Source organism: bacterium (assembly GCA_030685015.1).
Classification (GTDB): domain Bacteria; phylum CAIWAD01; class CAIWAD01; order CAIWAD01; family CAIWAD01; genus CAIWAD01.
In genome coordinates, this window is sequence record JAUXWS010000050.1 from 1 (window position 1) to 25,086 (window position 25,086).

The window sequence follows — 25,086 nt, forward strand, 5'->3', positions numbered from 1 at the left end:
GGGGAGCAGGTGATGGGCTGGTTGCGGGAGCTGTTCACGGGGCTCCATCTGAAGGTGAACGAGGCCAAGAGCGCGGTGGATCTGGCGATGCGCCGCAAGGTGCTGGGCTACAGCTTCTGGCTGGGACCCGGCGGTGGGGTGAAGCGCCGGGTGGCCAAGAAAGCCCAGGACAAGCTGAAGGAGCGAGTGCGTCACACGACGCGGCGCATTTGAACCGCCCGGTGCGGACCCGCAGGCCGGGTGGTGTGGCAGGGGGTGCCGGGGATTCCCCGGCACCCCTATGCCGATCATCCACCCGAGTCCACCGGTGGGTGCTAGTCGATCTTGTGCACCCGCCGCCGGTCGATCTTCTGGGTATTGCAGATTTGCTTGATCAGCTCCAGATACTTGTCCGGCTCGGGGAAGGCGATCAGTTGCATGATCTCAACCAGCTCGTTCTCGCGGGGATTGGCCTTGTCGGCCTCCGGCTCCCCGCCCTTGGCGTTTTCAACCTCCCCTTCCCGCGGGCGGACCTTCTTCTCTGCCATGCTGCACCTCGGATCCTGTTCTGCCTGACGGCAAGCCTCCCTTCACGTCGAGGAGGCCACGGCGCAATATACCTCCAAACCGGTTGTGCCGCGCGCAGTGCCGTTGGCTGGGATCGCCCTGGGAAAAAGCTGCCGCTGTGCGGGGAGACAGGCAGGAATTGGTAATTTCTGCCTGTCATCAATGCGCCACATGCCACGGAGGCCCAGTGAAATCCACAGTCAACACGCCGCACGCGCCCGCCGCCATCGGACCCTACAGCCAGGGCACGATTTGCCGCAGCGGAAGCAACCTGCTCTTCACAGCCGGGCAGATCGCCCTCAATCCGGTCTCGGGTGAACTGGTCGGCGACACGGTGGAGGCGCAAGCCCGCCAGGTGCTGGAGAACCTTCGCGCCATCATCGAAGCGGCCGGCGGGTCCATGGGCAGCGTGCTCAAGGTCACGATCTACATGAAAAACATGCAGGACTACGCCAAAATCAACAAGGTCTACGCCACTTACTTCGACGAGCTGCCCCCCGCCCGCAGCGCCGTGGAGGTGTCCCGCCTGCCCCGCGACGTGCTGGTGGAAATGGAGGCGGTGGCGGAGCTGGAGCGCTAGTGCCGCGGCGGCTGCTGCTGGGACTCCTCGTGCTGATACCCCTCCTCGCCGCGGCCGAGGCGCCACGGGCGGCCGAGGTGGACAGCCTGTCCCTGCTCCAGGGGCGACGCGCCATGTGGCGCAGCGCCGCCCTGGGTGGCTGGGGCCAGGCCACCAACGGGCAATGGTTGAAAGCCCTGTTCTTCTCGGGGGCGGAACTCTCCATCGTGGCGGGCGCCGTGGGGCAGCACCGCGAGTGGCGTCACTGGCAGCAGCGGCGCCGGGAGGCGAGCGACCCCCTCATGATCGACTTCACCATGCGCCGGGAGGACTTCTACCTGCGGGACCGCAACAAGCTCATCTGGTGGTGGATGTGGGTCAAGCTGGCCTCCGTCCTGGATGCCTACGTCAGCGGTTCCATGTCCAACTTCGACGCCGGCTGGGAGGAGAGGGGATCCGGGTCGGGCTGGTCGCTGGAACCGGTCGTCCTCGCCACAGGGACGCCGGGGGTGGGACTGGCCATCCGGCTTCCTTGAGCGGACAATGAAGCGGGAGGATGATGGCATGCGGGAGGCGCAGGGCGCACGACCCGTCTGGGGCAGCCGACTGGGCTTCATCCTGGCCGCGGCGGGCAGCGCCATCGGGCTGGGCAACATCTGGAAGTTCCCCTACATCACCGGGGAGAACGGGGGCGGCCTCTTCGTCCTCATCTATCTGGGATGCGTGGCCCTGGTCGGTCTGCCCATCATGGTGGCCGAGGTCTTGCTGGGGCGGGCCAGCCGCCAGAGTCCGGTGGGCGCCTTCGAGAACCTGAGCGGCCGGCCCACCGCCTGGTCCTTCACGGGATGGCTGGGCGTGGGCGCCGGCTTCATCATCCTCTCCTATTACAGCGTGGTGGCCGGCTGGGCGCTCAACTACATCCTCCTCTCCCTGATGGACCGCTTCCGCCACCTGGACGCGCAGCAGACCGTGGCGGTCTTCGACCAGCTTTACTCCGCGGGCGACATCACCCTTTTCTGGCACCTGCTCTTCATGACGGCGACGGTGGGGGTGGTGATGGGCGGAGTGCGCCGGGGCATCGAGCGGGCCTGCCGCCTGCTCATGCCCGCCCTCTTCGTCATCATCGTCTTGCTGGTCGGCTACTCGGTCTTCCTGCCCAACCAGGGTTTCCTCAAGGCCCTCGATTTCACCTTCACGCCCCACCCAGAGCTGCTCACCCGGCGCAGCGTGCTGGAGGCGTTGGGACACGCCTTCTTCACCCTTTCCCTGGGCATGGGCGCCATGCTCACCTACGGCTCCTATCTGGACGAGAAGGCCGACCTGGTGCGCAGCTCGGTGCAGGTGGTGGTGCTGGATTCCCTCATCGCCCTGCTCGCCTGCCTCATGGTCTATCCCGTGCTCTTCTCCTTCGGACTGCCGCCGGCGGCGGGTCCGGGCCTGGTCTTCAAGAGCCTGCCCATGCTGCTCTCGCAGCTGCCGGGCGGTCTCCTGCTCGCGCTCATGTTCTTCACGCTGATCGCCTTCGCCGCCCTCACCAGCGCCATCAGCCTGCTCGAGGTGGTGTCGGCCACATTGATCGACCGCCTGGGCTGGACGCGGCAGCGCGCCGCCCTGGTGGCCGGCGGGCTCATCTGCGCCTTCGGCATCCCCAGCGCCCTCTCCGGCGACGGGCGCCTCTTCGGCGCCTGGGCGGAGATCTTCGGCCACAATTTCTTCGACACGATGGACTACCTGGCCAGCAACTGGATGTTGCCCATGGGCGGTCTGGCCATCGCCCTCTACACCGGCTGGGTCCTGCCCGACAGCAAGCGGCGGGCGGCCTTCGGGGCGCCGGAGGGCGGCCGCGCCTATGGCGCCTTCGTCCTGCTGCTGCGCTGGGTGACCCCGGTGATGGTCCTGCTCGTCCTTCTCCACAAAATCGGCCTGCTGCAGCAACTGGGAGTGGTTGGTTCATGAGCTACATGCGCAGCCTGGGCGGCTACTGTGGCATCTTCGGGATCTATGGCGTGGACCAAGCAGCCTCCCTGGCCGTGCTGGGTCTCAACGCCCTCCAGCATCGGGGACAGGAATCCTGCGGCATCGTCTCGACGGAGGGCGGCCGCCTGCACCGGCGTATCGGCATGGGCCTGGTGGGGGAGGTCTTCAGCCGGCCCGAGCATGTGGCCGGCCTGCCCGGCACGGCCGCCATCGGCCACACGCGCTACTCGACGACGGGCAGCAGCGACTACCACAACATCCAGCCCATCCAGGTCATCACCAAGGACGGCGAGCTGGCCATGGCCCACAACGGCAACCTGACCAATTCCGTCGCCCTGCGCCGGGAGTTGGAGGCCGAGGGCGCCATCTTCCAGACGACGACGGACTCGGAGGTCATCCTGCATCTTCTGGCGCGCAGCCGCGGCGCCAGCTGGGAGGAGCGCATCCGCGAGGCCCTCTCCCGCCTCAAAGGGGCCTTCTCCCTCGTCTTCCTCAGCCCGGAGGGCATGGCCGTCGCCCGCGACCCGCTCGGTTTCCGTCCCCTGGCCATGGGCCAGCTGGAGGGCCACCCCGTCTTCGCCAGCGAATCCTGCGCCTTCGACATGATCGGGGCGCGCACCCTGCGCGACGTGGAGCCCGGCGAGCTGCTCATGGTCAACGGCGGTCCGCTCCACAGCGTGCAGGTCACGCCCAGTCCGCGTCGCGCCCACTGCATCTTCGAGTTCGTCTACTTCAGCCGGCCGGACTCCAAGATCTTCGGCGAGAACGTGGACAAGACGCGGCGGAAGCTGGGCAAGGCCCTGGCCATCGAGCATCCCGCCGACGAGGCGGACATCGTCCTGCCCGTGCCCGACTCCTCCAACACGGCCGCCCTGGGTTACAGCCGGCGCAGCGAGGCCAAGTTCGAGCTGGGCCTCATCCGCAACCACTACATCGGCCGCACCTTCATCCGTCCCGGGCAGCAAAGCCGCGTGGACGGCGTGCGCCTCAAGTTCAATGCCGTGGAGGGAGTGCTGCGGGACCGCCGCGTGGTCCTGGTGGACGACAGCGTGGTGCGCGGCACGACCATGCGCAAGCTGATCCTCCTGCTGCGGGAGGCGGGCGCCACCGCCGTCCATGTGCGCATCGCCAGCCCGCCCGTGCGCCACCCCTGCTTCTATGGGATGGATTTCCCCGACGAGGACGAGCTGGCCGCCAGCGGCCGCGACGTGGAGGACCTGCGCATCCTGCTGGGGGCCGACTCCCTCAGCTACCTGAGCCAGGAGGGCATGCTGGCCGCCACGGGCATGGATCCCGGCTCCTTTTGCACCGCCTGCTTCTCCGGCGACTACCCGGAGGAGATCATTGACGCCGGGCTGCCCGCCGGAGTCCGCCTGCCCGCCCGGGACAGGCAGCCTGGCGGCGCCACCCCCCCACCGGAGGAGAGCCTTTCGTGAGCGAGGAGACATTCCGATTGCCCGACGAACACCTGGAGACGGCCAAGCAGATCGCCACGGCCCATGTCCGTCGCCGCGGCTGCCGGGTCTGCTACGGCCGCGGCTGGATGGGCCTGGCCCAGGACAACACCATCGTCCTCTGCCACAAGTGCGTGGATGAGGAGGCGGCGCTGCAGGCCTGGAAGGAGCATGTCGCCGCCGTGCCCGAGTTGAGGGTCCACTACCCTGAATTCTTCACCGAGGCCGACGGGGGAGGCGAGGCATGAGGCTGCTGATCGTGGAGGATGACGGCGGCAGCCGCACCATCCTCGAGGAGCATGTGGGCGCCCGCGGCTGGACGACCTGCTGCGCCGCCTCGCCCGTCCAGGCCGAACAGCTGCTGTCCGGCCGGGAGGTGGACCTGGTCTTGAGCGACATCCATCTGCCCGGCTCCAGCGGCACCGACCATATCCGCCGCTTTTGCGAGCGGGGCCTGCCCGTGGTGGTGATGACAGGCTTCCCCTCGCTGGAGACCTGCCTGGACAGCATGCGGCACGGCGCCGCCGGCTATCTGGTCAAACCCTTCAAGGTGGCCGAGTTCATCGCCATCGCCGAGCGGGTGTTGGCCGAGCGGCGGCGCCTGGGGGACCTGGAGGCGCGGATCCGCCAGCTGGAGGCGGAGTTGGCCCGCCGGCCCTTGGACTTTCCCACCACTGGAACAGGGCATGAGCCGGAAATGGAGAAGAGGTGACCGGCAACGATCTGCACCCGGGCGGCGCCCCCGCCCACCTGCCGTCGGCCGACGAGGAGCGGCGCACACCGGATCGCCAGGCGCTGGAGCTGCGCCTGGAGGAACTGGGCCGCGAGCTGGAGATCAAGGACCGCCTGCTCACCGGAAACCTCCTGCAGATGGAGCGCCTGGCCGGCAAGCTGCGGCAGATCCTCGCATCCATGTCCAGCGCCGTCCTCATGATCGAGCTGGACGGCTACCTGAGCGAGGCCAACCCCAAGGCCCGCCTCCTGCTGGACATCCAGGACGATCTGCCCCTGCTCGCCTCCGCCGTGCTGCCCGAACCCTTGCAGAACATCGTCGACGAGGTGGTGGGCGAGGGGCGGCACGTCAGCCTGGACGCCCTCAACCTGGAGGGGTCGCGCGGCGTGCAGTGCCTGCGGGTTGACTGCCGCCTGGTGCGCGACGACGTGGGCAATCCCATCGGCGTGCTGCAGATCCTGGACGATCAGACGCACCTCATCCACATGGAGCGCCGCCTGGAGCACAGCCGAACGCTGGCCGCCCTGGGGGAGATGGCGGCCAGCGTGGCCCACGAGCTGCGCAATCCGCTGGGCGGCATCGGCGGATTCGCCGCCCTGCTCAAGGAGACCCTGCCCCCCGGCGGCGACGCCCACCGCTATGTGCTCAAGATCATCGAGGGGGTCAACGGCCTCAACAAGGTCGCCACCAACCTGCTGGCCTACACGCGGCCGGTGGATCCCCGCCTCCAGGTGCTGGACCTGCGCAGCCTGCTCCGGGAGGTGCTCTCCTTCATTCAGATCGAGGTGGAGCAGGAGCACATGCCCATCGAGCTGGAGATCGATCTGGGCCAGCACGAACTGCCCGTGCGCATGGATCCGGAGCTGATGCGGCAGTGCTTTCTCAACCTGCTCAAGAATGCGGCGCAGTGCTTTGAGGGAGGGCCTGGGCGGATGGGGTGCCGGGTCATCCCGCCGGAGGAGCCCTACAACCTGGAGCGCGTCACGGTGGAGGTCTGGGACAAAGGTCCGGGCATCCCGGATTCCCTCCACGCCAAGCTGTTCAACCCCTTTTTCACCACCCGGGCCAAGGGCACGGGACTGGGACTGGCCATCGTGCGCAAGAACGTGGAGCTGCATGGCGGCGAGGTGTCGCTGCAGTCGCGGCCGGGGGAAGGCGCCTGTTTCAGCGTGCGCCTGCCTCTTTCGCGGGAGCTTTGATCTCCTGGTGGGGCGGGCCCGGCGTCGGAAGCGGCGGAAAGGGAGCAGGGAGAGGGATGGAAGGGCGGAAAGTGGGAGAGGGACGCGGCGGGCCGGGCGGGTTGCCCGGGCCTTCCATCTCCGCTGCTTCCACCTGGATCCTCATGCTTAGTCCGGAGGAAGGGGCGTGATGAGCGAGACAATGGGCGGCCGCAGCGTGCTGGTCGTGGACGACGAGAAGCTGATCCGCGAACTGCTGGAGGAGGGTCTGGGGCGGCTGGGCTACAAGGTGCGCTGCGCCCCGGGCGGCCGCGAGGCCCTGGCCCATCTGGAGCAGGAGCCCTCCGAGGTCGTCCTCACCGACATCAAGATGGACGGGATGGACGGCTACGAGTTCCTGGAGGAGCTGCGTCGCCGCCTGCCGGAGCAGATGGTGATCATGATGACGGCCTTCGGCAGCGTGGACAGCGCCATCCGCGCCATCAAGCTGGGCGCCTTCGACTACATCCAGAAGCCGTGCATGGTGGCGGAGGTGGACCACCGGTTGCGCAAGGCTTTCGAGCATCGCGACCTGATCCAGGAGACGCGCATGTTGCGCGGACGGCTGGAGGGGCGCGAGGAGTTCGGCAAGATCGTCGCCCGCAACGCCGCCATGAAGCAGATCTTCGACACGATCCGAACCGTCGCGCCCAGTGGCTCCACCGTCCTCATCCAGGGCGAGAACGGCACGGGCAAGGAGCTGGTGGCCCGCGCCCTGCACCACTACAGCAACCGCGCCGACAAGAAGTTCGTGGCCAAGAACTGCGCCGCCATCCCCGACGCCCTGCTGGAAAGCGAGCTTTTCGGCCACGTCAAGGGGGCCTTCACCGGATCGGTGGGGGACCGCAAGGGCATCTTCGAGGAGGCCGACGGCGGAACCCTCTTCCTGGACGAGATCTCGGAAATGCCGCTCAACCTGCAGAGCAAGCTGCTCCGGGTCGTGCAGGAGGGCGTGCTCAACCGGGTGGGCTCCAACGAGGACATCAGCGTCGACGTGCGCCTGATCAGCTCCACCAACCGGGACATCAAGACGGAAGTGCAGGAGGGGCGCTTCCGCCGCGACCTCTACTACCGCCTCAACGTCATCCCCATCCTGCTGCCGCCCCTGCGGGAGCGGGTGGACGACATCCCCCTGCTCGCCGAGCACTTCCTGCGCAAGTACGCCCAGCGCATGAACCGCCACATCGTCGGCATCGATGAAAGCGGGATGCGCGCCCTCATGTCGCGTCGCTGGGAGGGCAACGTGCGGGAGCTGGAGAACACCATCGAGCGCGCCGTGGTGATGGCCACGACCCCCATCCTCGACGCCGGCAGCTTCAAGCCCCTCGATCAACTGACCGAGGAAGGCGCCGACTTCGAGCTGCCCCTGGCCGACCTGACCGTCCACGAGATGGAGAAGCGGCTCATCCTGGCCACCCTCAAGCGCTATGGCAACAACCGGACACGCACGGCGGAGGTGCTGGACATCAGCATCCGCACCCTGCGCAACAAGCTGAACGAGTACCGCGCCGCCGATCCCGGCCTTTCGGCGATCATCGACAAAGGGGCGCCGGACGTGGAATGACGCCCGCCGCGACGCCCAGCCCGGCCCCCGCCCGTGGTGCGCTGGGGCACAAGAGCGCGCCACGCGCCCGGCGCTGGTGGATCGCCGCCCTGCTGGCCTTCCTGCTCGCCTGCCTGCTCCGCCTGGCGGACACGCAGCTCTTCGGCCTGGAGGCGCGCAGCCTCGACCTGCGCTTCCAGCTGCGCGGACCCCGCCCCGTCGACCACAGCCCACTGGTGCTGGTCACGGTGGACAACCGCAGCTACAAGGATCTCAACCAGCGCTGGCCCTTTCCCCGCGGCCATTTCGCCCGTGCCCTGCGCAATCTGAAGCGCCTGGGCGTAGACCTCATCGTGCTCGACATCCAGTTCACGGAGGAGGCGGCGGGCGACGAGGCCGGCCTGGCCGAGCTGGCCGCCGCCGTGCGCGACTGCGCCCCGGTCATCCTTTCCGGCGAGATGGTCTACGAGCGCAGCGGTTACCAGCGCCTGGACCGGCCACTGCCTGTATTGCTGGAGGCGGGCCAGCCCTGGGCCCTGGTCAATGACCTGATCGACCCGGACGGCGTCAGCCGCCTCTACCCGCTCTTCCTGCCGGCGCCGCTGGGCGGAGAGGCCCTGCCCAGCCTGGGCGCCCGCCTGCTGCTCAGCCTGGACTCGCTGGCCGGCCGCGGGGACGGCGCGCCCTTCGGCGCCCGGCGGGGCAAGCGGCTCGTGCTGGGCGCCCATCAGCCGCTGCTCGAGCCGGGTTGGGCCAACGCCATCCGCATCAATTTCTATGGGCCGGGCGGCACCTGGACCCACTACTCCTTCTCCGACATCCTGGACGACGCCGACTTCACCCTGGCCGATCCCGACCAGGACACGGACTACGTGGAGAGCCTGGCCGACACCGCGCTCTACCGCGCGCTGTGGGGCGACGATCCACATCCCTTCCTGGGGAGAGTGGCCTTGGTCGGGGTCAGCGCCACCGATCTCCACGACAACAAGCGCACGCCCTTCTTCAACTTCCAGGGCCAGCGCCGCCTGGTGCCGGGGGTGGAGGTGCACGCCCACGCCGTGCAGACCATGCTGGACGGCGCCTGGGTGCGCAATCCCCTGCCCGGCTGGTGGGCCGCCCTGCCCCTGGGCCTGCTCGCCCTGGCCGCCGCCTGGGTCACCGGGCGGATGGGTCCCCTGCGCGGCCTGCTCGCCCTGGTGGCGCTGGGAGTGGCCTGGCTGGCCGCCGGCCAGTGGGCCTTCGCCCGGCACGATCTCTGGCTGGAGACGGTGGCTCCCCTGTCGTCCCTGGCGGCGGCCTGGATGACGGGCGTTCTGCTGCAGTTCCTCCAGGCCCGGCGCGAGCGGGCCCAGATCCGCGGCATGTTCGCCCAGTATGTGCCGGAGGCGGTGGTGGCGGAGTTGATCCGCAACCCTGACAAGCTGGTGTTGGGGGGCGAGGAGCGCGAGATGAGCGCGCTCTTCTCGGACGTGGAGGGCTTCACCTCCATCTCGGAGCATTTGACGCCCACCCAGTTGGTGGAGCTGCTCAACGAGTACCTGACGGAGATGACACAGTGCGTCACGGACGAGGGCGGCATCATCGACAAGTATGAGGGCGACGCCATCATCGCCGAGTTCGGCGCGCCCCTGCCCTGCGCCGACCATGCCCAGCGCGCCGCGCGGGCGGCCTTGGCCATGCAGGAGCGGTTGGCCGGCCTGCGCCGGGACTGGGCCTTGCGCGGCAAGCCGCAGCTGAAGGCGCGGGTGGGCATCAACTCGGGCCTGATGGTCGTGGGCAACATGGGCAGCCGCCAGATCTTCGACTACACGGCGATGGGGGACGCCATGAACCTGGCCAGCCGCCTGGAGGGCGTCAACAAGTTCTACGGCAGCGCCATCCTTTTGTCGGGGGAGAGTTGGGCGCGGCTTGAGAGGGCCTTCCTGGGCCGCTGCCTGGACGCCATCCGTGTCAAGGGGCGGCGCGAGCCGGTCCAATTGTGGGAGCTGATCGCCCGCGCCGATGATGCGCGGGCCGCCACGCACCTGGAGAGCATCGGACGCTGGGACGCCGCCCGCGCCCACTACCTGGCCCGCGACTTCGCCGCCGCCGCCGCCGCCTTCGAGGCCCTGGCCGCCACCGATGCGGAGGACGGCCCCGCCCGCGTCCTGGCCGCCCGCAGCCGCGCCTTTGCCGCCGATCCTCCCTCCGCCGACTGGGACGGCGTGCAGACCATGCTGGACAAATGATGATGCGCGCCCTGCTTCTGGCTTGGTTGCGCCGCCGATCCTACCGGACCGTGATCGTCCTGGGGGCGGTCGTCGGCTTCGTCTGGAGCTGGCTGCTGCCCTTCCGCCGCCGCCTCATCCTGGAGAACCTGGCCCTGGCCTTCCCCGCCTCGACGCCAGCCTGGCGGGAGCGCGTGCGGCGGGACTGCCTGCGCCATTTCGCCACAATGGGCTTCGAGCTGCTTTGGCTGCCCCGCATGGACGCCGCCTGGCGCGAGCGTCACATCCGCTTCCGCGACCCCGCCCTGCCCGCCCGACTGCTGGCCAAGGGCAAGGGCCTGATCGGCGTGGGCGGCCATTTCGGGAACTGGGAGGTGATGGGCATCGCCGTGGCCGGGCTGGGCGTGCCCGTCAGCTACATCGTCAAGCGCATCCACGACCCCTGGCTGGACGACGAGGTGAACCGGGCGCGGCAGGGGCACGGAATCGAGATCGTCTTCACGCGGGAGGCTTCCCGCGGCGTGCTGCGGCACTTCCGGCGCGGCCGCCTCGTCGCTTTCCTGTCCGACCAGGATGCCCGCGGCCACGGGGTCTTCGTGCCCTTCTTCGGCCGCCCGGCCTCCACGCCCCGCGGCGCCGCCGTCTATGCCCTGCGCCTGGGCGTGCCGCTCATGTTCGTCTCCTGCCAGCGCCGGTCCGCCGGCGGATTCGAGGTGGAGTTAGTGGACGTGCCGGTCGAGCCGGACTGGACCCTGTGCGACGAGCATGTGGCCGCGCTCACCGCGCGCTACACCCTATTATTAGAGGAGAGGATCCGGGCCCACCCCGCCCAGTGGTTCTGGATGCATCGTCGCTGGAAGACGCAACCGGATGCCATGGACATGGGAAAATCAGCGATTTAAGTCGAATACATGAACTAGCAAATAATACTCGTCAAAATAGTGATAAAACCAAGTCAACTGACCATTTATAGCATTGCATGAGTAATCGCATGGGGTTCGTCCCACCAGCAGGTCCCGCCCGGCATGGCCAGAGGCCGCACGAGGAGGCGGTGGTTCCGATCCAAGGCCGCGTCTGTTAGCTTGTTGACACCATGCGCACGCTCGTGATCCACACCGCCTTTCCCGGCGACCTCATTCTGGCCACGCCGCTGTTGGACCGTCTCCGGCGGGACTCGGACCTGGAGTGGCTTGGCCTCCTCACCACGCCGGCCTGCGCGCCCCTCTTCAAAGGGGATCCCCGACTGGACGAGCTGCTCATCTATGACAAAAGGGGGGGCGATCACGGCCTGGGTGGGTTCCGGCGCATCCTGGCGCGGATCCGGGCCAGCCAGGTGGACCGCGTCATCTGTCCGCACCGCAGCCTGCGCAGCAGCGCACTGGCCTGGTGGAGCGGCGCCTTTGAACGGTCCGGCTTTGACAGCGCCGTGGGCAGCCTGGCCTTCACCCAGCTCATCCATGACGACCGCCGTCTGCATGAGACGGAGCGCAACGTGGCCCTGGGCGGTCCGATGGACTCCGAGATCCCGACACGTCCCTCGCTTCATCAGGATGTGTTGGAAGAGGCCTGCGTCCGTCAGCTCTTCGAGGAGCGCGGCCTTGTCCTGCCCGTGGCCCTGGCGCCGGCCTCGCTCTGGGCCACCAAGCGCTGGCCCGCCTCCCATTTCGGGCGCCTGGCGGACATGGTGATGGAGGCCACCCCCGCCGACATCATCCTGCTGGGAGGGCCGGCCGATCATGACTGCTGCGAGGAGGTGGCCGCCCACGTCCATTCCTGCCGCCGCGGCCGAGTGCACAATCTGGCGGGCGTCCTGAGCCTGCGCGAGAGCTACCAGGCCCTGCGCCTCTGCCGCCTGGCCGTGGTCAACGACAGCGCCCCCCTGCATCTGGCCCAGGCCGCCGGCGTGCCCACCTTCGCCCTCTTCGGCTCCACCGTGCCCTCCTTCGGTTTCGGACCGCGCGGTCCCCATGACCGCGTCTTCCAACTGAAGCTGGAGTGCATCCCCTGCGGCATCCATGGCCGCCGCGCCTGTCCCCTGGGCACCCTGGCCTGCCTGGAGGAGCTGCGGCCCGAGCTTGTGCTGGAGGCGGTGGTCGAGGAATTCAACCGGCGCCGACCGGGGGGCGAGGGGGCGCCATGACGAGGGTTCCCCTCACAGGCGTGGGTACGCCGCGTCCCATGCATGCCCTGCGCGAAGGGGCCGAGTCCGGCACTTCGCCGCCGGTTTGATCCAGCCCTCCTCCCATCACCCTATCACCTCCAACTGGGAGCACGCCATGAGCATGCACCGCCACTCTGCCCGCACCGGCCGGCCCTTCGCGCCGGAGACCCTGATGATGGGCTATGGATACGATCCCTTCCTTTCGGAGGGTTCGGTCAAGCCGCCCGTTTTTCTCACCAGCACCTTCGTCTTCCGCAATGCGGAGGAAGGCAAGCGCTATTTCCAGTGGGCCTACGGCCTGAAAGAGCGGGATCCCGCCTGCGACCCCGCCATGGGCCTCATCTATTCGCGCCTCAACAACCCGGATCTCGAGATCCTGGAAAACCGCCTGGCGACCTGGGAGCAGGCCGAGATGTGCCTGGCCTTCAGCAGCGGCATGTCCGCCATCACCACCACCATCCTTGCGCTGGTGGAACCGGGCCAGGAGATCATCAGCACCAATCCCGTCTACGGCGGCACCGACTTCTTCTTCGAGCATCTCTGTCAGCGCTGGAACATCCGCGTCCACCGCGTCTGCGCCGGCACCGACGCCCCGCGCGAGGTGGAGCGCATCCTGCGCGAGCGGGCCGGCCGCATCCGGCTCGTCTACATCGAGACGCCCTCCAACCCCACCATCTCCATGACCGACATCGACGCCCTGCGCCAGGTGATCCAGACGGCCGGCCAACCGCCCGCCGACTCCGAGATTCTCCTGATGGTGGACAACACCTTTCTGGGGCCGATCTTCCAGCAGCCCTTGACCAAGGGCGCCGACCTGAGCGTCTACAGCGCCACCAAGTTCATTGGCGGACACAGCGACCTGGTGGCCGGGGCCGTCATGGGCGCCAGCCGCCTGTTGAAGCCCGTCTCCATGCACCGGACGATCCTGGGCACCATGGCCGACCCCTTCACCAGCTGGCTGCTGATGCGCAGCCTGGAGACCCTTGCCATCCGCATGCGGCGGCAGGAGGAGAGCGCCGTGCGGCTGGCCGCCATGCTGAAGGCCCACCCTGCCGTGGAGCGCGTCTACTATCCGGGCCAGCTGGACGAGGTGCAGAACGCCATCTGGCGCCGCCAGTGCAGCGGGTCGGGCAGCCTCATCGCATTTGACGTGAAGGGCGGCGAGGAGGAGGCCTTCCGCGTCCTCGACCAGGTGGAGATCTGCAAGCTGGCGGTCAGTCTGGGCGGCACTGAGTGTCTGATCGAGCATCCGGCGACAATGACCCATGCCGATCTGGACGAGGAGACGCGCCGGCTGGCCGGAATCCACCCCTCCATGATCCGCGTGTCCGTTGGACTTGAACACTACGAGGATGTGGAGGCCGATCTGCGGGGCGCCCTCGACGTCCTCCTGTAGGGCCAGTCAGCCAGGCCGGCGCCGGGACGGCGATCGGCGCAAGAAGGTGTCCAACAAGCCGGCCATGCCCGCCCGCATGGCCGGCTTTCCACTCTGGAACGGGCACCCGGCCGCCTCTGCCGTGGTTAGGCCCTCCCAAGCAGCCTGTCGGGCTTGGACCTTCGATGGGATTCGCGCCGAAGGCGCGCGCCCATGTCGAGGGCCATTCGGCGGGGATTTCGCGTCGCGATATGGCATTTGCTCGCAAGAAATTTGCGTCGAATGGGACCGGCCTGCCTGACGCTTGCGTCGGGCGGGGCGATGAAGACCGCGAAGCGGCCAGGTCCGACAGGCTGCCAAAGGCGGGAGGAGGCCGTGACACCCAGATTGCTTGATCCCCTCACTCTTCTGGCCTTTCCGGCCAGCTGCGACCTGTGCCGGACACCGCTGCGCAGCGACCACCGCTGGTCCCTGACCTTGCCCCACCGCGTCTGTCGGGAATGCTTGCGCCAGGCGATGGATCGCGCCGGTGCGCCGGCCTGGCGGCTGGGGGAGATGGCTGCCCGCGCCCTGCTTTGGTATGAGGGGCCGACCGTCGCCTGGGTGCGGGGGATCAAAGAGGGCGACGCGCGCGGCCTGCTGGCCGATTTGGCCGCGCTCTGGCCGCAAGCCCCCCTCGCCCTGCCGGTGGATTGCCTGCTTGTGCCCGTGCCGGCCGATCCCCTGCGCCGTCGCCAGCGCGGCGGGGATCATGTGCGGGAGCTGGCCAGGCTGTGGGGCCGAACCTGGCATCGCCCCGTGGCCAGTCTCCTCCGACGCCAGGGAGGTGTCAAGCAGCAGGGTTTGACCGCCGCCGAACGTCGGCGCAATCTGGCGGACCAGTACCGGGCCCGCCCCCTGACCTCCGGCTGGCGGGGTCGTCCCCTGGCCCTCATTGACGACGTCTGTACAACTGGTTCCACCCTGAGCCTCTGCCGCGACCTGTTGACGGCGGAGGGATTGGAGGTCCGGGCCGCCCTGACACTGGCTTCCGCCCCCCATCCCGGCTTGCGGGCCGACCGCCTGTGCGAGCTGGATCTGGCGGAAGTCCATGAGGGACTGGGCTCCTGACTCCAGGAAGTGGCTCCCGGGGGCCGCTCAACCTTTGATTAATGTGGCCGACATCCTAAGTTCCGGCTTCCAAACGCAGTTCGTAGCCACTTCGCCGGACTTGCAGCGGAACGCCGCCCAGTGTAGGCCCCATCGGTCGGGCACCGCCGCCTGCGGTCAATCTAACGGTACGGGATCGGGAGACGTGAACCTATGTGGGAAGTCCGCAGGGGATGGGGGCAGCGTGTTGTGTTCGGCGCCGGCTTGGCCGTCCTGCTGTTCAGTTCCTGCCTGAAGCCTGCCTTCCATTCTCTCGAGGGCGAACCCGGTCCTGGGCAGGAGGCCCTGTCCAGCGAAGATGAGCAATACATCCTGCAAGGCCGCTACTCCAGGGCCCTGGCCCTGTCCCAGATCGGGAGCGATGCAACGGCGCTTGACTCGCTGCGTGCCCTCTTCTTCGACCTGCGACGGGAGGATGGCCGACTGGACTCCCTGCGCTGGAAGCTCCAGCTCCAGGTGACGCGGGAGATGGTCCGCCTCCTGGAGCGGACGGGTCCGGACCCCAAGTTCGAAGAGGGCTACTCTTCGCTGGATTTCCAACTCCAGTACCACAGCGACAGCTTGCGCGCCTTCGGTCCGATGGCGAGGGATGCCTTGCGGGAGATGCTCGGAGAACAGGCGGCGGATCTGGAGGGGGATTCCCTGCTGGCCGAGGTGCTCGAAAGCCAGGATTCCTTCACCATCCGCCATGAGCCCCTGCCCGACATTCCGGACTGCGACCGCCCCGAAGTGGACGGCATGGTGGAGTACTTCGTCAATGGCCGCGGCCGCAACTTCTACCAGATCTGGCTGGATCGCTACCCCGACGTGGTGCCCCTCATTCTGCGCATCCTCCAGGAGGAGGGCATGCCCGCCGACCTCATCTATCTCGCCATGATCGAGTCCGGCCTCAAGATCAGCGCCACCAGCCGGGCCAAGGCGCGCGGCCCGTGGCAGTTCATCACGGGCACGGCCCACCTGTTCGATCTGCGGGTGGACTATTGGATGGACGAGCGGCTGGACCTGGAGCGCTCCACGCGCGCGGCCTGCCGCTTCCTGCGCAAGCTCTATGCACGATATGACGATTGGTACCTGGCGATGGCCGCCTACAACTGGGGACCCGGCCGCATCGACCGGGCCGTGGCGCGCGGCGCCCGTGACTACTGGAGCATTCCCAAGATGCCCAACGAGACGCGCAACTACGTGCCCACCTACTTGGCGGCCCGCCGGGTCTTCCAGGACCTGGACGATCATGGCTTCAGCCTGGCGCCGCTGCCCGCGCCTCCGGAGATCGAGCCCTTGCCGATCAAGGGCTCCATTCCCCTGGCCCGCCTCTCCGACCTCTTCGCCATAGATGAGGAATGGATGCGCCAGTGGAACCACCACCTGGTGCAGGGCAGCACGCCCCCCAACGGCGGGCATGTCTACGTGCCGGCGGAACAGGCCGCCCTCTGCCAGGACCAACTGCGGGAGCTGCCCGAGTCGGTCTATTTGAAATGGGTGCGGCACAAGGTGAAGCGTGGCGAGAGCGTGAGTTCCGTCGCCCGGCACTACGGGGTCAGCGGCGAGGATCTGCGCCGCGCCAACAACTTGAGCGCAAAAGCCAAGTTGAAGGCCGGGCACACCTTGCAAATCCCGCTGGAATCCACCGGCCGCGGAGAAGGGGCGATCGCGTCCTCGCCGCGGGAGGGCGGCGGGGAGCGGCGGGCCGCCCTCACCCACCGGGTGCGCAGGGGCGAGACGCTCAGCGGTTTGGCCAAACACTACGGCATGTCGGTGGGCGAACTGGCGGCGGCCAATGGACTGGGATCGAAGGCCAGGCTGAGGACGGGGCAATCCCTGCGCATTCCCGGCCGGACTCCGGACACGGGAGGCCGCGCCGTCGCGGGCGAGCAGGCTGAAGCGCGGGCCGCCTCCGGCGAGCGCACCGTGCATCAGATCCAGTCGGGGGAGACCCTGGACCAGATCGCTCGGCGGCATGGTCTCTCCGTGGCCGATCTTTCGGCCTGGAACGGGCTTTCAACCACGGTGATCCACCCCGGGCAGCAGCTGCGACTGACTGATCCCGGCGCATCCAGGCAGGACCGGGAGGTGGGCGCGGCCGGATCGTCTTCGACCAGCCAGGTGGCCGCCAGGGACGCGCGCCCCGAGCGCGTCCACGTGGTCAAGGCGGGCGAGACGGCGGGTTCCATCGCCCGGCACCATGGCATTCGGTTGAACGACCTGATCAAGGCCAACCAGCTGGGCCGGAAGGCCACCATCCGGGTCGGGCAGCGCTTGCGCATTCCCGTCGCCGCCGGCGGCCACGGGCAGGCAAGCCCATCTGGACAACAGGTCATCCATGTGGTCAGGTCGGGAGAGAGCCTGTGGGGTCTGGCCAAGCATTACAAGGTCAAAGTGGACGACATACGCCGGTGGAACAACTTGCGTGGTAGCGATATCCACGCCGGCAGCCGCCTGGTGATCATCTTATCGGAGGAAGGATGAATCGTGAAGCCCTGGTCGAGGCGGTGACCGCCGCCTGCGGACTGTCCCGGGAGGAAGTCAAGGTTGTCCTGGAACAGTTCCTTGGCACAATTTCGGACGAACTGTGCAAGGGCGGGAGAGTCGAGCTGCGCGGCTTCGGCGTCTTCAGCATCCAGGAGCGGCGTCCCCGCCCGGCCCGCAACCCCCGCTCGGGAGAGACGGTCTGGCTGGAGGAGCGTCGCGTGGCCAGCTTCAAACCGGCCCAGAAGCTCAAACAACGCATTCAGGATAGTCAAAGCCAGGCATAGTGGATAGGAGGCAAGCGTGCCCTGCGGAAAGAAGCGCAAGCGTCACAAGATCGCCACGCACAAGCGCAAGAAGCGGCTTCGCAAGAACCGCCACAAGAAGAAGTAGGCGGTAGCTGAACCAGGTGGCCATGGGGGCGCTCCGCGTCTCCATGGCTTCTCATTGCCGGCCTTCCGCTGCGCGCGCCGAGTTCCCACGCATCTCCGAGGCCTTGTGAGTCCGCTTCCGCCCAACCCCGACGGCGCCGGACAGGTCTGGAGCCTTTCCCGCCTCGCCCGTGAATTCACCGTCCGCCTCGAGGAGGAGTGGCCCGCCCTCTGGGTGCGGGGCGAGATCAGCGGCCTCAAGCTCCATGCCTCGTCGGGCCACCGCTATTTCACGCTGAAGGACGCCCAGGCCCAATTCTCCGCCGTCATGTGGCGGTCGCGGGCGGAGGGAGCGGTCGTGGCGCCGAGCGACGGCCTGCAGGTGGAGGCCCTTGTCCGATTGGTCTTCTACGCGCCGCGCGGCCAGCTCCAGCTGGATGTGCAGCGCCTGCGGGCGGCGGGTCGCGGCGATCTCATGCAGGCCTTCCTTGACCTGCGCGAGCGGCTGGCCCGCGAAGGCCTGTTCGACACGGGGCGCAAGCGTCCCCTCCCGCCCTTTCCGCGCCGCATCGGCTTGCTCACGGCCGAAGGCGGCGCGGCCCTGCAGGACCTGCTCAAGGTGCTGCGACGCCGCCAGCCGGGGCTGCGCTGCTTCCTGCTCCCCGTTCCGGTGCAGGGGCCGGCCTGCGGTCCGGTCCTGGCCCGCGGCCTGGTGCGCCTGTCGTCCTGGCCGGACCTGCGCCTTGACCTCATCATCGTGGGTCGGGGGGGCGGTTCCTTCGAGGACCTCTTCGGCTTCAACGACGAGGGACTGGTGCGCGCCATCGCCGCTTGTCCGGTGCCGGTCATCTCGGCGGTCGGCCATGAAATTGACACGACGCTGAGCGATCTTGCCGCCGACCTGCGCGCCCCCACCCCCTCGGCCGCGGCGGAGATGGCCGTGCCGGATGCCGGCGAATTGGAGCGGCGGCTGGAATCCCTGGCCGGCCGCCTGCGGGCCGCCTGCGCCGGCCGCTTGCGCAACCAAGCGCTGCGCCTCGCGGCGCTGCACACCCATCGCGCCCTGGCCGAGCCCCAGCGCCGCCTTCTGCAGGCGCGGCAGCGGGTGGATGAGCTGGGCGAGCGCCTGCCGGGCGCCCTGGCCCGCCTCCAGGCGGAGGCGGCGGGCCGCTTGCTGGGTTGGCCGCGCCGGCTGGCGACCCTGGCCGGACGTGCCATCCGCCAGGCGGAGGGAGATCTCGAGCAGAGGCGCCGGGACCTTGCGCGCGAGATGCAGCGCGGTCTGGAGGTTCGCCGTGGGCGGCTGGACGGGCTGGCCGCACGCCTGGAGCGGCTTGAGGCCGGTCGGCTGAAAGCCTGGGCCTTGCGCCTGGGCTTCGCGCTGGTCTGGGATGAGCAGGGCCGCCTCGTGCGGGGCCTGACCGGTCGAAAAGCGGGGGATATCCTGCTCCTGGAGTTTCATGACGGCCACGCCGTGGCCGAGCTTCGTCAGATCGGGGAGGAGAGCCCATGAACGAGGTGCCTGCCAGCTTCGAAGAGGCCATGGAGCGCCTCGAGGCGCTGGTGCAGCGGCTGGAGGAGGGTGAGATCGGGCTGGAGGAAAGCCTGACGGCCTACCGCGAGGGGATGGACCTGCATCGCTTCTGCCAGGAGAGGCTGCGGCGCGTGGAGGAGGAGCTGCTGACCGTCCTGCGCGAGGAGGAGGCCACGGGCGCCGGGGACGGCGAGACGGACCTGCTCCGGTCCGGCGACGATGCCTGAGGGTCTGGGCGGCGGCTGGCGCCCCCCGGCGGGCGCCGTGGTGGGCATCCGCGGCACAGCCCGGCCGGAGGGCCTGCGTCAGATCTGGCCCGGGCTGCGGGAGGGCCTGGCCGCCGGCGGCTTGCGCTATCAGGCGGCCCGCGAGCTGGTCCAGCGCGCCCGGCTGCGCGACCAGGATCTGGCGGGTTGCCTGGAGGTCCGTCCGGAATCGGAGCTGGACGAGGGAGCCGACCTCATGCTCAGCGTGGGGGGGGACGGCTCCCTCCTGGCCGCCGTGGCCGAGCTGCGACGCGACCTGCCCGTGCTGGGACTGCACCTGGGCACCCGCGGCTACCTGACCGCCACCACCCCGGAGGAGCTGGCCGGCTGCCTGGGCGAGCTGGTCGCCGGGCAACTGCACGAGGAGCGGCGCATGATGCTGCGCGCCCTCGTGGCCGGCGAGGATGGCGCGGCCAGCCTGGTCGCCGACGCTCTCAACGACGTGGTGATCAGCAGCGGGCTGCCCGGGCGGGTGGTCCGCCTGATGACCCGCATCGACGACGAGGTGCTCTTCCTGGTGACGGGCGACGGCCTCATCCATGCGACGCCGACCGGCTCCACGGCCTACAACCTGGGCGGGGGCGGTCCCATCCTCGATCCGATGATGGAGGCGATCGTGCTGACCCCCGTCATGCCACACAGCGTCAGTGTGAGGCCCATCGTCGTGGCGCCGGGCTCGCGCATCGAAACGGTGGTGCGCTCGCGGCACGGGCGCATGCTGCTGTCCGCCGACGGCCGGCTCAACCGGCCCCTGGCCGAGGGATCCGTCGTCCGGGTGGAGCGCTCGCCCCGCGTCGCCCGGCTGCTCAAGCGGGCGCGGCCGGGCTTCATCGGCGTGCTGCGGGGCAAACTGAAATGGAACGTGGAGGAGTGAGCGCGTGAATCTGCTGCGGCGCCTGAGCCAAGCCGTGAGCCGCACCCGCGAGGAGATCGGCGGCCGCCTGCGCGAGCTGCTGGGAACGGGCCGGCGGGTGGACGGGGAGATGCTGGCCGATCTGGAGGAGATCCTGCTGGGCGCCGACCTGGGGCCGGACACGGCCGAGCGCGTGGTGGCCGGACTGCGCGAGCGCATCCGCACCGACGCGGACACGCCGCTGGACCAGCTGATTGAGCAGGAGCTGCTGGCCCTGCTCAAGCCGGCGGAAGGGGCCGACGACGCGGGGGGGAACGCGCGGCCGCGGGTTGTCCTGGTGGTCGGCGTCAACGGCAGTGGCAAGACGACGACCACGGCCAAGCTGGCCGCCCAGGCCGTCGGGCAGGGCCGCCGCGTGCTGCTGGTGGCGGCCGACACCTTCCGGGCCGCCGCCGTGGAGCAGCTTGAGGTGTGGGCGGGCCGGGCCGGGGCGGATTTGATCAAGGCGGCGCCGGGGGCCGATCCCGCCGCTGTGGCCTTCGACGGCCTCAGCGCGGCGCTGGCCCGCGGCCACGACCTGGTCCTGGTGGACACGGCGGGCCGCCTGCATAACAAGAAGAACCTGATGACCGAACTGGACAAGATCCGCCGCGTGCTGGGGCGCCGCCTGCCGGGCGCGCCCCACGAGGTCCTCCTCGTGCTGGACGGCACCACCGGCCAGAACGCCCTGAGCCAGGCCCGCCTCTTCACCGAGGCCACCGGCGTGACGGGTTTGGTCCTCACCAAGCTGGACGGCACGGCGCGCGGGGGCATCGCCCTGGCCATCCACCAGGAGCTGGGCATTCCCGTGCGCTGGATCGGCGTGGGGGAGGGCCTGGCCGACCTGCAGCCCTTCGACCCGGCCCTCTATGCCCGCGCCCTGTTCGAGGGGCTGGGCGCGCTGGCGGAGGAGGGCCGATGAAGGCGCTCGCCGTCTATGTGCACACCGTCGGCTGCGCCAAGAACCTGGTGGACTCGGAGATCCTCCTGGGCCAGATGGGGGACGCGGTGCGGTTGGTGGAGGAAGGGGCGGCGGCCGACCTCATCATCGTCAACACCTGTGGTTTCATCGACGCGGCCAAGAGCGAGAGCATCGACGCCGTGATGGAGGCCGTCCGCCTCAAGGAGGAGCGGCCGGGGCGCCGCGTGGCGGTGATGGGCTGCCTGAGCGAGCGCTACCGGGACGAGATCCGCGCCGAGATCCCGGAGCTGGACGGCGTCTACGGCGTGGGCGAGTTCGGCGCCCTGCTGCGCGAGGCCGGCCTGCGGCCGGTCCAGCCCGGCGCGGGCGGCGACGACCTGGCCCTCTTCACGCGCCGCGTGCTGCTCAGTCCCGCCCACAGCGCCTACCTGCGCATCTCCGACGGCTGCGACCAGCGTTGCACCTATTGCAGCATCCCCCTCATGCGGGGCCGCATGCGCTCCCGGCCCCTGGACGAGGTGCGGCGCGAGGCCGAGCACCTGGCCCGCCGCGGGGTCCAGGAATTGAACGTGATCGGGCAGGAGATCTCCAGCTACGGCCGCGACCTGGGCGGGCCGGACATCGTCCAGCTGCTGAGAGCGATCGACGACTGCGGCGTCCCCTGGATCCGCCTCTTCTACTCGCATCCGCCCCTGGTGGACGAGACCTTCGCCGACGCCATGGCCGGCTGCCGGCAGGTCCTGCCCTACCTGGATTTCCCGGTCGAGCATGTCAGCGGCCACGTGCTGCGGCGGATGGCCCGCCGCGGCGACGCGGAGACGATCGCGGCCCAGATCGCCATGCTGCGCTCCCGCGTGCCGGGCCTGGTCCTGCGCAGCTCCCTCATCACGGGTTTCCCGGGCGAGCGCGAGGAGGATTTCGCCGAACTGCTCGCCTTCCTGCGCGAGCATCCCTTCGAGCGGCTGGGCGTCTTCCTCTGGAGCCCCGAGGAGGGGACGCCGGCCGTCCGCCATGGGGACCAGGTCCCCCGCGAAGTGGCCGAGGCGCGCCGCGACCTCATCATGGAGGAGCAGATGGCGCGCTCGCTGGCGGCCAACCAGGTCCTGGTGGGAAGCCATGACCGCGTCCTGGTGGATGAGGTGGACACGGTGGCGGGCACCAGCCTGGCGCGCGGCTATCGGGACGCCCTGGACATCGACAACAGCGTGGAGGTGGCCGGTCGACACCAGCCCGGGACCTTTCTCGCGGTGGAGTACACCGACGCCCTGGAGTACGACCTCTTCGCCCGCCCGCTGCCGGAGACCGCCTGCGCATGAGAGGAAGGGCCATGTTCCGTCTGATCTGCCTCCTGTTGCTGGCTGGCGCCGTCCAGGCCCGGCCGGACATCTTCGCCAACCGCGAGTGGGAGCCGAACTTCCGCGTGCTGCGCAGCACGTTCCTGGAGCAGGTGGATGGCGCCGCCGGACCCGCCGAGCGCCAGGTCTTCACCTGCCTGCTGGAACTGAAGGACCTGCAGCTGAGGCGCTGCGACACGCCCGGCGCCTTGCCGGCCGCGCCGGACGACACGCTTCGAAGCCAGGCGGGCGGTTGCTACCGGGCGGAGTACGAGATCAGCCTGGAGGTCTTCTCGGGCAAGGGCCGGCGGCGGGTCAGCCGGGCCTCGCGCTACCACCACGAGGAATTCACCCTGGAGAGCAGCCGGCTGGAAGGGGTGGAACCCCGCCGCTGGCGCCATTTCCAGCTTGACCTACCCCCCGGCCGCTACACATGGTGGGTGGAGTTCCAGGATCTCAACTCCCGCCGCCACCTGCGGCGGGAGGGGGAGTTCCAGGTGCGCGACCTGTCCGGCGAGACGGCCGCCATCAGCGGGCTGTGGCTGCTGGCCGAAGCGGACAGCCTCGACCCCGATCCCCTCGCCGCGCGGCCCTTCGTCGAGGAGAAGGGCGGCGCCCACCCGCCCGAGCTGGTCGTCTATTATGAGGTGTGGAGCCGGAAGGAGCGGGAGCTGGAACTCAGCTCGCTCATCCTGGACCGTCGCGACCGGGAGCGCCACCGCCGCACCCTGGCGCGCGTCTACCCTGCCGGAGTGACCCACAACCTGCTGCGCGTGCCGCTGCACGAGCTGGGCAGCGGAGACTATCAGCTTGAACTGAGGCTGACCGAGCCCGCGGCAGACAAGAGCCCGCGCAAGGATCGCGGCAGGCGCAAGCGCCCGGCCAACCTGTCCTGGCAGGGCGACGAGAGTCTGCCGCAGGGCGACCCGCACCGCCGCAGCGCCCGGTTCACCGTGCGGTGGCGGGGGGAGCCGGTCAATCCCTCGGACCTGGACCGGGCGGTGGAACAGCTGCGCTACGTCCTGCCCGTCCGCCGCTTCAAGGAACTGCAGGAGGCGCCCATGGGGCGCAAGAAGGCTCTCTTCGACGAGTTCTGGGTCTCGGTCGACCCCACCCCGGAGACGGACAGCAACGAGTTGATGGCCGAGTACTACCGGCGTGCCGAGTTCGCCGACCGCCGTTTCTCCTGGTCGCGCTTCGCGGGTTGGCGCAGCGACCGCGGGCGCATCTACATGATCCACGGCGATCCGGACCAAGTGGAGCGCTATGAGGGGGATCTGGACTATCCCGCCTGGGAGCGTTGGACCTACGAGGCGAGCGGCCGCGAGTTCATCTTCATGGATCGCCAGGGCTTCGGAGACTATCAGCTGGTCATCAACCCGGGGGATTGATGAAGGCCCTGCGCATCCACGTGGTGGCTCCCGCCGGCCCGGTGGACGAGGCGCGCCTTGAGGCGGGCTTGGATTTCCTCCGCGGGCGGGGCATCGAGGTGGTGGAGGGTCGGTCCCTGCGTGGGCGTTGGGGTCATCTGGCCGGCCGCGACGGGGAGCGCGCCGCCGATCTGGTCCGGGCCTTGCTGGATCCAGCGGCCGATGCCGTCTGGGCGGCGCGCGGCGGCTTCGGCGGCCTGCGCCTGTTGTCCCACCTCGATTGTCCCGAGCTGGCCGGGGCACGGCGACGCCCGCCTCTCATCGGCTACTCCGACCTGACCAGCCTGCAGAACTGCCTGGTTGGCCGGTTGGGCTGGCCCGCCTGGCACGCCCCCATGGTGGCCACCGAGCTGGGCGCTCCGCTGGACCCATGCAGCGAGGCGTCCCTCGATTTGATGCTGGCCTCCCTGCGCGGACAGGGCGCGGCCATCGCCGCCCGCCAAGCGGCGGACGGCGCCTGGAATCTTGTGGAGGAGGAGGAGTTGGCGGATTGTCCCGCCCGTGTCGTGCTGGAAGCGGGCGGCGTCCGCCAGGTGCTGGGCCTGCATGGGACTTTCGTGTGGCAGGCGGGCACGGCGGAGGGGCCACTGGCCGGAGGCAACCTCAGCGTGCTGACCAGCCTCTTCGGCGGAAGTTGGGAGCCCTATCTGGGCGAGACCTGCCTCTTGCTCGAGGACCACGGCGAGTATCCCTTCCGCCTGGACCGGCACCTGGCCCAGTTGGCCAACCAGGGGGCCTTGCGCCGCGCCCGCGCCCTGCTGCTGGGTTCCTTCATCGATTGCGCGGAACCCGACCCCGCCAAGGTCACCTTCACGGCGGAGGAGCTGTTGCGCCACTACGCCGCCCAGGTGTCGGGTCCCGTCCTCGCCGGCCTCCCCTTCGGCCACCGCGCCCCGCGCCTTTCCCTCCCCATGCCGGGGCGCTGCCTTGTCACCGCCGTCCGCTGAGGG

The 25,086-nt window shown here is 69.2% G+C and carries 24 protein-coding genes; 23 read left to right on the forward strand and 1 reads right to left on the reverse strand.

Going from position 1 to position 25,086, the window contains the following annotated elements:
• On the forward strand, window positions 1-213 hold a 213-nt coding region (locus Q8O14_06675), incomplete at its 5' end, for a group II intron reverse transcriptase/maturase (protein ID MDP2360420.1).
• A 101-nt stretch (window positions 214-314) separates the two neighbouring features.
• Here the strand turns inward: Q8O14_06675 and Q8O14_06680 are convergent.
• On the reverse strand, window positions 315-527 hold the full coding sequence (locus tag Q8O14_06680) for a hypothetical protein (protein ID MDP2360421.1): 213 nt from the start codon (window positions 525-527) through the stop codon (window positions 315-317).
• A 206-nt stretch (window positions 528-733) separates the two neighbouring features.
• On the opposite strand from Q8O14_06680, the gene Q8O14_06685 reads away from it, so the two are divergent.
• The 22 genes from Q8O14_06685 to Q8O14_06790 all read left to right on the forward strand — a co-directional run bounded on the left by Q8O14_06685 (window position 734) and on the right by Q8O14_06790 (window position 25,083).
• A complete protein-coding gene (locus Q8O14_06685) occupies window positions 734-1,126 on the forward strand; it encodes a RidA family protein (GenBank protein MDP2360422.1) in 393 nt (130 codons plus the stop codon).
• Window positions 1,126-1,641: a DUF5683 domain-containing protein gene (locus Q8O14_06690; GenBank protein ID MDP2360423.1), complete on the forward strand. Its 516-nt coding sequence runs from the start codon at window positions 1,126-1,128 to the stop codon at window positions 1,639-1,641. The genes Q8O14_06685 and Q8O14_06690 overlap by 1 nt, the downstream gene beginning before the upstream one ends.
• A gap of 28 nt (window positions 1,642-1,669) precedes the next feature.
• A complete protein-coding gene (locus Q8O14_06695) occupies window positions 1,670-3,061 on the forward strand; it encodes a sodium-dependent transporter (protein MDP2360424.1) in 1,392 nt (463 codons plus the stop codon).
• Window positions 3,058-4,518 carry an amidophosphoribosyltransferase gene (purF, locus tag Q8O14_06700; protein MDP2360425.1) on the forward strand — a complete coding sequence of 487 codons (1,461 nt, stop codon included), beginning with the start codon at window positions 3,058-3,060 and terminating at the stop codon, window positions 4,516-4,518. The genes Q8O14_06695 and purF overlap by 4 nt, the downstream gene beginning before the upstream one ends.
• On the forward strand, window positions 4,515-4,784 hold the full coding sequence (locus Q8O14_06705) for a hypothetical protein (GenBank protein MDP2360426.1): 270 nt from the start codon (window positions 4,515-4,517) through the stop codon (window positions 4,782-4,784). Before purF ends, Q8O14_06705 begins: the two co-directional genes overlap by 4 nt.
• Entirely contained in the window at window positions 4,781-5,248 is a 468-nt protein-coding gene (locus Q8O14_06710; GenBank protein ID MDP2360427.1) for a response regulator, read from the forward strand. Before Q8O14_06705 ends, Q8O14_06710 begins: the two co-directional genes overlap by 4 nt.
• Complete coding sequence (locus Q8O14_06715) at window positions 5,245-6,468, forward strand: ATP-binding protein (protein MDP2360428.1); 1,224 nt, start codon at window positions 5,245-5,247, stop codon at window positions 6,466-6,468. Before Q8O14_06710 ends, Q8O14_06715 begins: the two co-directional genes overlap by 4 nt.
• Before the next feature lie 169 nt (window positions 6,469-6,637).
• Window positions 6,638-8,050 (forward strand): sigma-54 dependent transcriptional regulator, encoded by a 1,413-nt coding sequence (locus Q8O14_06720; GenBank protein MDP2360429.1) that lies wholly within the window; start codon window positions 6,638-6,640, stop codon window positions 8,048-8,050.
• Window positions 8,047-10,257 (forward strand): adenylate/guanylate cyclase domain-containing protein, encoded by a 2,211-nt coding sequence (locus tag Q8O14_06725; protein ID MDP2360430.1) that lies wholly within the window; start codon window positions 8,047-8,049, stop codon window positions 10,255-10,257. Before Q8O14_06720 ends, Q8O14_06725 begins: the two co-directional genes overlap by 4 nt.
• Window positions 10,257-11,138, forward strand: a complete 882-nt coding sequence (locus Q8O14_06730; protein ID MDP2360431.1) for a lysophospholipid acyltransferase family protein — start codon at window positions 10,257-10,259, stop codon at window positions 11,136-11,138. Before Q8O14_06725 ends, Q8O14_06730 begins: the two co-directional genes overlap by 1 nt.
• 191 nt (window positions 11,139-11,329) lie before the next feature.
• Window positions 11,330-12,376: a glycosyltransferase family 9 protein gene (locus tag Q8O14_06735; GenBank protein MDP2360432.1), complete on the forward strand. Its 1,047-nt coding sequence runs from the start codon at window positions 11,330-11,332 to the stop codon at window positions 12,374-12,376.
• Between the two features lie 136 nt (window positions 12,377-12,512).
• The gene (locus Q8O14_06740; protein MDP2360433.1) at window positions 12,513-13,793 is read left to right on the forward strand and encodes a cystathionine gamma-synthase family protein; all 1,281 of its coding nucleotides are present in this window, start codon (window positions 12,513-12,515) and stop codon (window positions 13,791-13,793) included.
• Window positions 13,794-14,147: 354 nt separating this feature from the next.
• Window positions 14,148-14,882 (forward strand): hypothetical protein, encoded by a 735-nt coding sequence (locus tag Q8O14_06745; protein ID MDP2360434.1) that lies wholly within the window; start codon window positions 14,148-14,150, stop codon window positions 14,880-14,882.
• A 243-nt stretch (window positions 14,883-15,125) separates the two neighbouring features.
• Complete coding sequence (locus tag Q8O14_06750) at window positions 15,126-17,387, forward strand: LysM peptidoglycan-binding domain-containing protein (protein ID MDP2360435.1); 2,262 nt, start codon at window positions 15,126-15,128, stop codon at window positions 17,385-17,387.
• A complete protein-coding gene (locus Q8O14_06755) occupies window positions 17,384-17,674 on the forward strand; it encodes an HU family DNA-binding protein (GenBank protein MDP2360436.1) in 291 nt (96 codons plus the stop codon). The genes Q8O14_06750 and Q8O14_06755 overlap by 4 nt, the downstream gene beginning before the upstream one ends.
• Window positions 17,675-17,885: 211 nt before the next feature.
• Complete coding sequence (gene xseA, locus Q8O14_06760; GenBank protein MDP2360437.1) at window positions 17,886-19,271, forward strand: exodeoxyribonuclease VII large subunit; 1,386 nt, start codon at window positions 17,886-17,888, stop codon at window positions 19,269-19,271.
• Entirely contained in the window at window positions 19,268-19,519 is a 252-nt protein-coding gene (gene xseB, locus Q8O14_06765) for an exodeoxyribonuclease VII small subunit (protein MDP2360438.1), read from the forward strand. Before xseA ends, xseB begins: the two co-directional genes overlap by 4 nt.
• Entirely contained in the window at window positions 19,512-20,432 is a 921-nt protein-coding gene (locus Q8O14_06770) for an NAD(+)/NADH kinase (protein MDP2360439.1), read from the forward strand. Before xseB ends, Q8O14_06770 begins: the two co-directional genes overlap by 8 nt.
• Before the next feature lie 4 nt (window positions 20,433-20,436).
• Window positions 20,437-21,372: a signal recognition particle-docking protein FtsY gene (gene ftsY, locus Q8O14_06775; protein ID MDP2360440.1), complete on the forward strand. Its 936-nt coding sequence runs from the start codon at window positions 20,437-20,439 to the stop codon at window positions 21,370-21,372.
• Window positions 21,369-22,688 (forward strand): 30S ribosomal protein S12 methylthiotransferase RimO, encoded by a 1,320-nt coding sequence (gene rimO, locus Q8O14_06780; GenBank protein MDP2360441.1) that lies wholly within the window; start codon window positions 21,369-21,371, stop codon window positions 22,686-22,688. The genes ftsY and rimO overlap by 4 nt, the downstream gene beginning before the upstream one ends.
• An 11-nt stretch (window positions 22,689-22,699) precedes the next feature.
• Entirely contained in the window at window positions 22,700-24,097 is a 1,398-nt protein-coding gene (locus Q8O14_06785; protein ID MDP2360442.1) for a GWxTD domain-containing protein, read from the forward strand.
• Entirely contained in the window at window positions 24,097-25,083 is a 987-nt protein-coding gene (locus tag Q8O14_06790; protein MDP2360443.1) for an LD-carboxypeptidase, read from the forward strand. The genes Q8O14_06785 and Q8O14_06790 overlap by 1 nt, the downstream gene beginning before the upstream one ends.
• Window positions 25,084-25,086: the final 3 nt, after the last annotated feature.

Coding starts and splice junctions, on each gene's coding strand:
- Q8O14_06680 (MDP2360421.1), bottom strand. CDS start 527: ATGGCAGAGAAGAAGGTCCGCCCGCGGGAAGGGGAGGTTGAAAACGCC.
- Q8O14_06695 (MDP2360424.1), top strand. CDS start 1,670: ATGCGGGAGGCGCAGGGCGCACGACCCGTCTGGGGCAGCCGACTGGGC.
- purF (MDP2360425.1), top strand. CDS start 3,058: ATGAGCTACATGCGCAGCCTGGGCGGCTACTGTGGCATCTTCGGGATC.
- Q8O14_06710 (MDP2360427.1), top strand. CDS start 4,781: ATGAGGCTGCTGATCGTGGAGGATGACGGCGGCAGCCGCACCATCCTC.
- Q8O14_06720 (MDP2360429.1), top strand. CDS start 6,638: ATGAGCGAGACAATGGGCGGCCGCAGCGTGCTGGTCGTGGACGACGAG.
- Q8O14_06725 (MDP2360430.1), top strand. CDS start 8,047: ATGACGCCCGCCGCGACGCCCAGCCCGGCCCCCGCCCGTGGTGCGCTG.
- Q8O14_06730 (MDP2360431.1), top strand. CDS start 10,257: ATGATGCGCGCCCTGCTTCTGGCTTGGTTGCGCCGCCGATCCTACCGG.
- Q8O14_06735 (MDP2360432.1), top strand. CDS start 11,330: ATGCGCACGCTCGTGATCCACACCGCCTTTCCCGGCGACCTCATTCTG.
- Q8O14_06740 (MDP2360433.1), top strand. CDS start 12,513: ATGAGCATGCACCGCCACTCTGCCCGCACCGGCCGGCCCTTCGCGCCG.
- Q8O14_06755 (MDP2360436.1), top strand. CDS start 17,384: ATGAATCGTGAAGCCCTGGTCGAGGCGGTGACCGCCGCCTGCGGACTG.
- xseB (MDP2360438.1), top strand. CDS start 19,268: ATGAACGAGGTGCCTGCCAGCTTCGAAGAGGCCATGGAGCGCCTCGAG.
- Q8O14_06770 (MDP2360439.1), top strand. CDS start 19,512: ATGCCTGAGGGTCTGGGCGGCGGCTGGCGCCCCCCGGCGGGCGCCGTG.
- rimO (MDP2360441.1), top strand. CDS start 21,369: ATGAAGGCGCTCGCCGTCTATGTGCACACCGTCGGCTGCGCCAAGAAC.
- Q8O14_06785 (MDP2360442.1), top strand. CDS start 22,700: ATGTTCCGTCTGATCTGCCTCCTGTTGCTGGCTGGCGCCGTCCAGGCC.
- Q8O14_06790 (MDP2360443.1), top strand. CDS start 24,097: ATGAAGGCCCTGCGCATCCACGTGGTGGCTCCCGCCGGCCCGGTGGAC.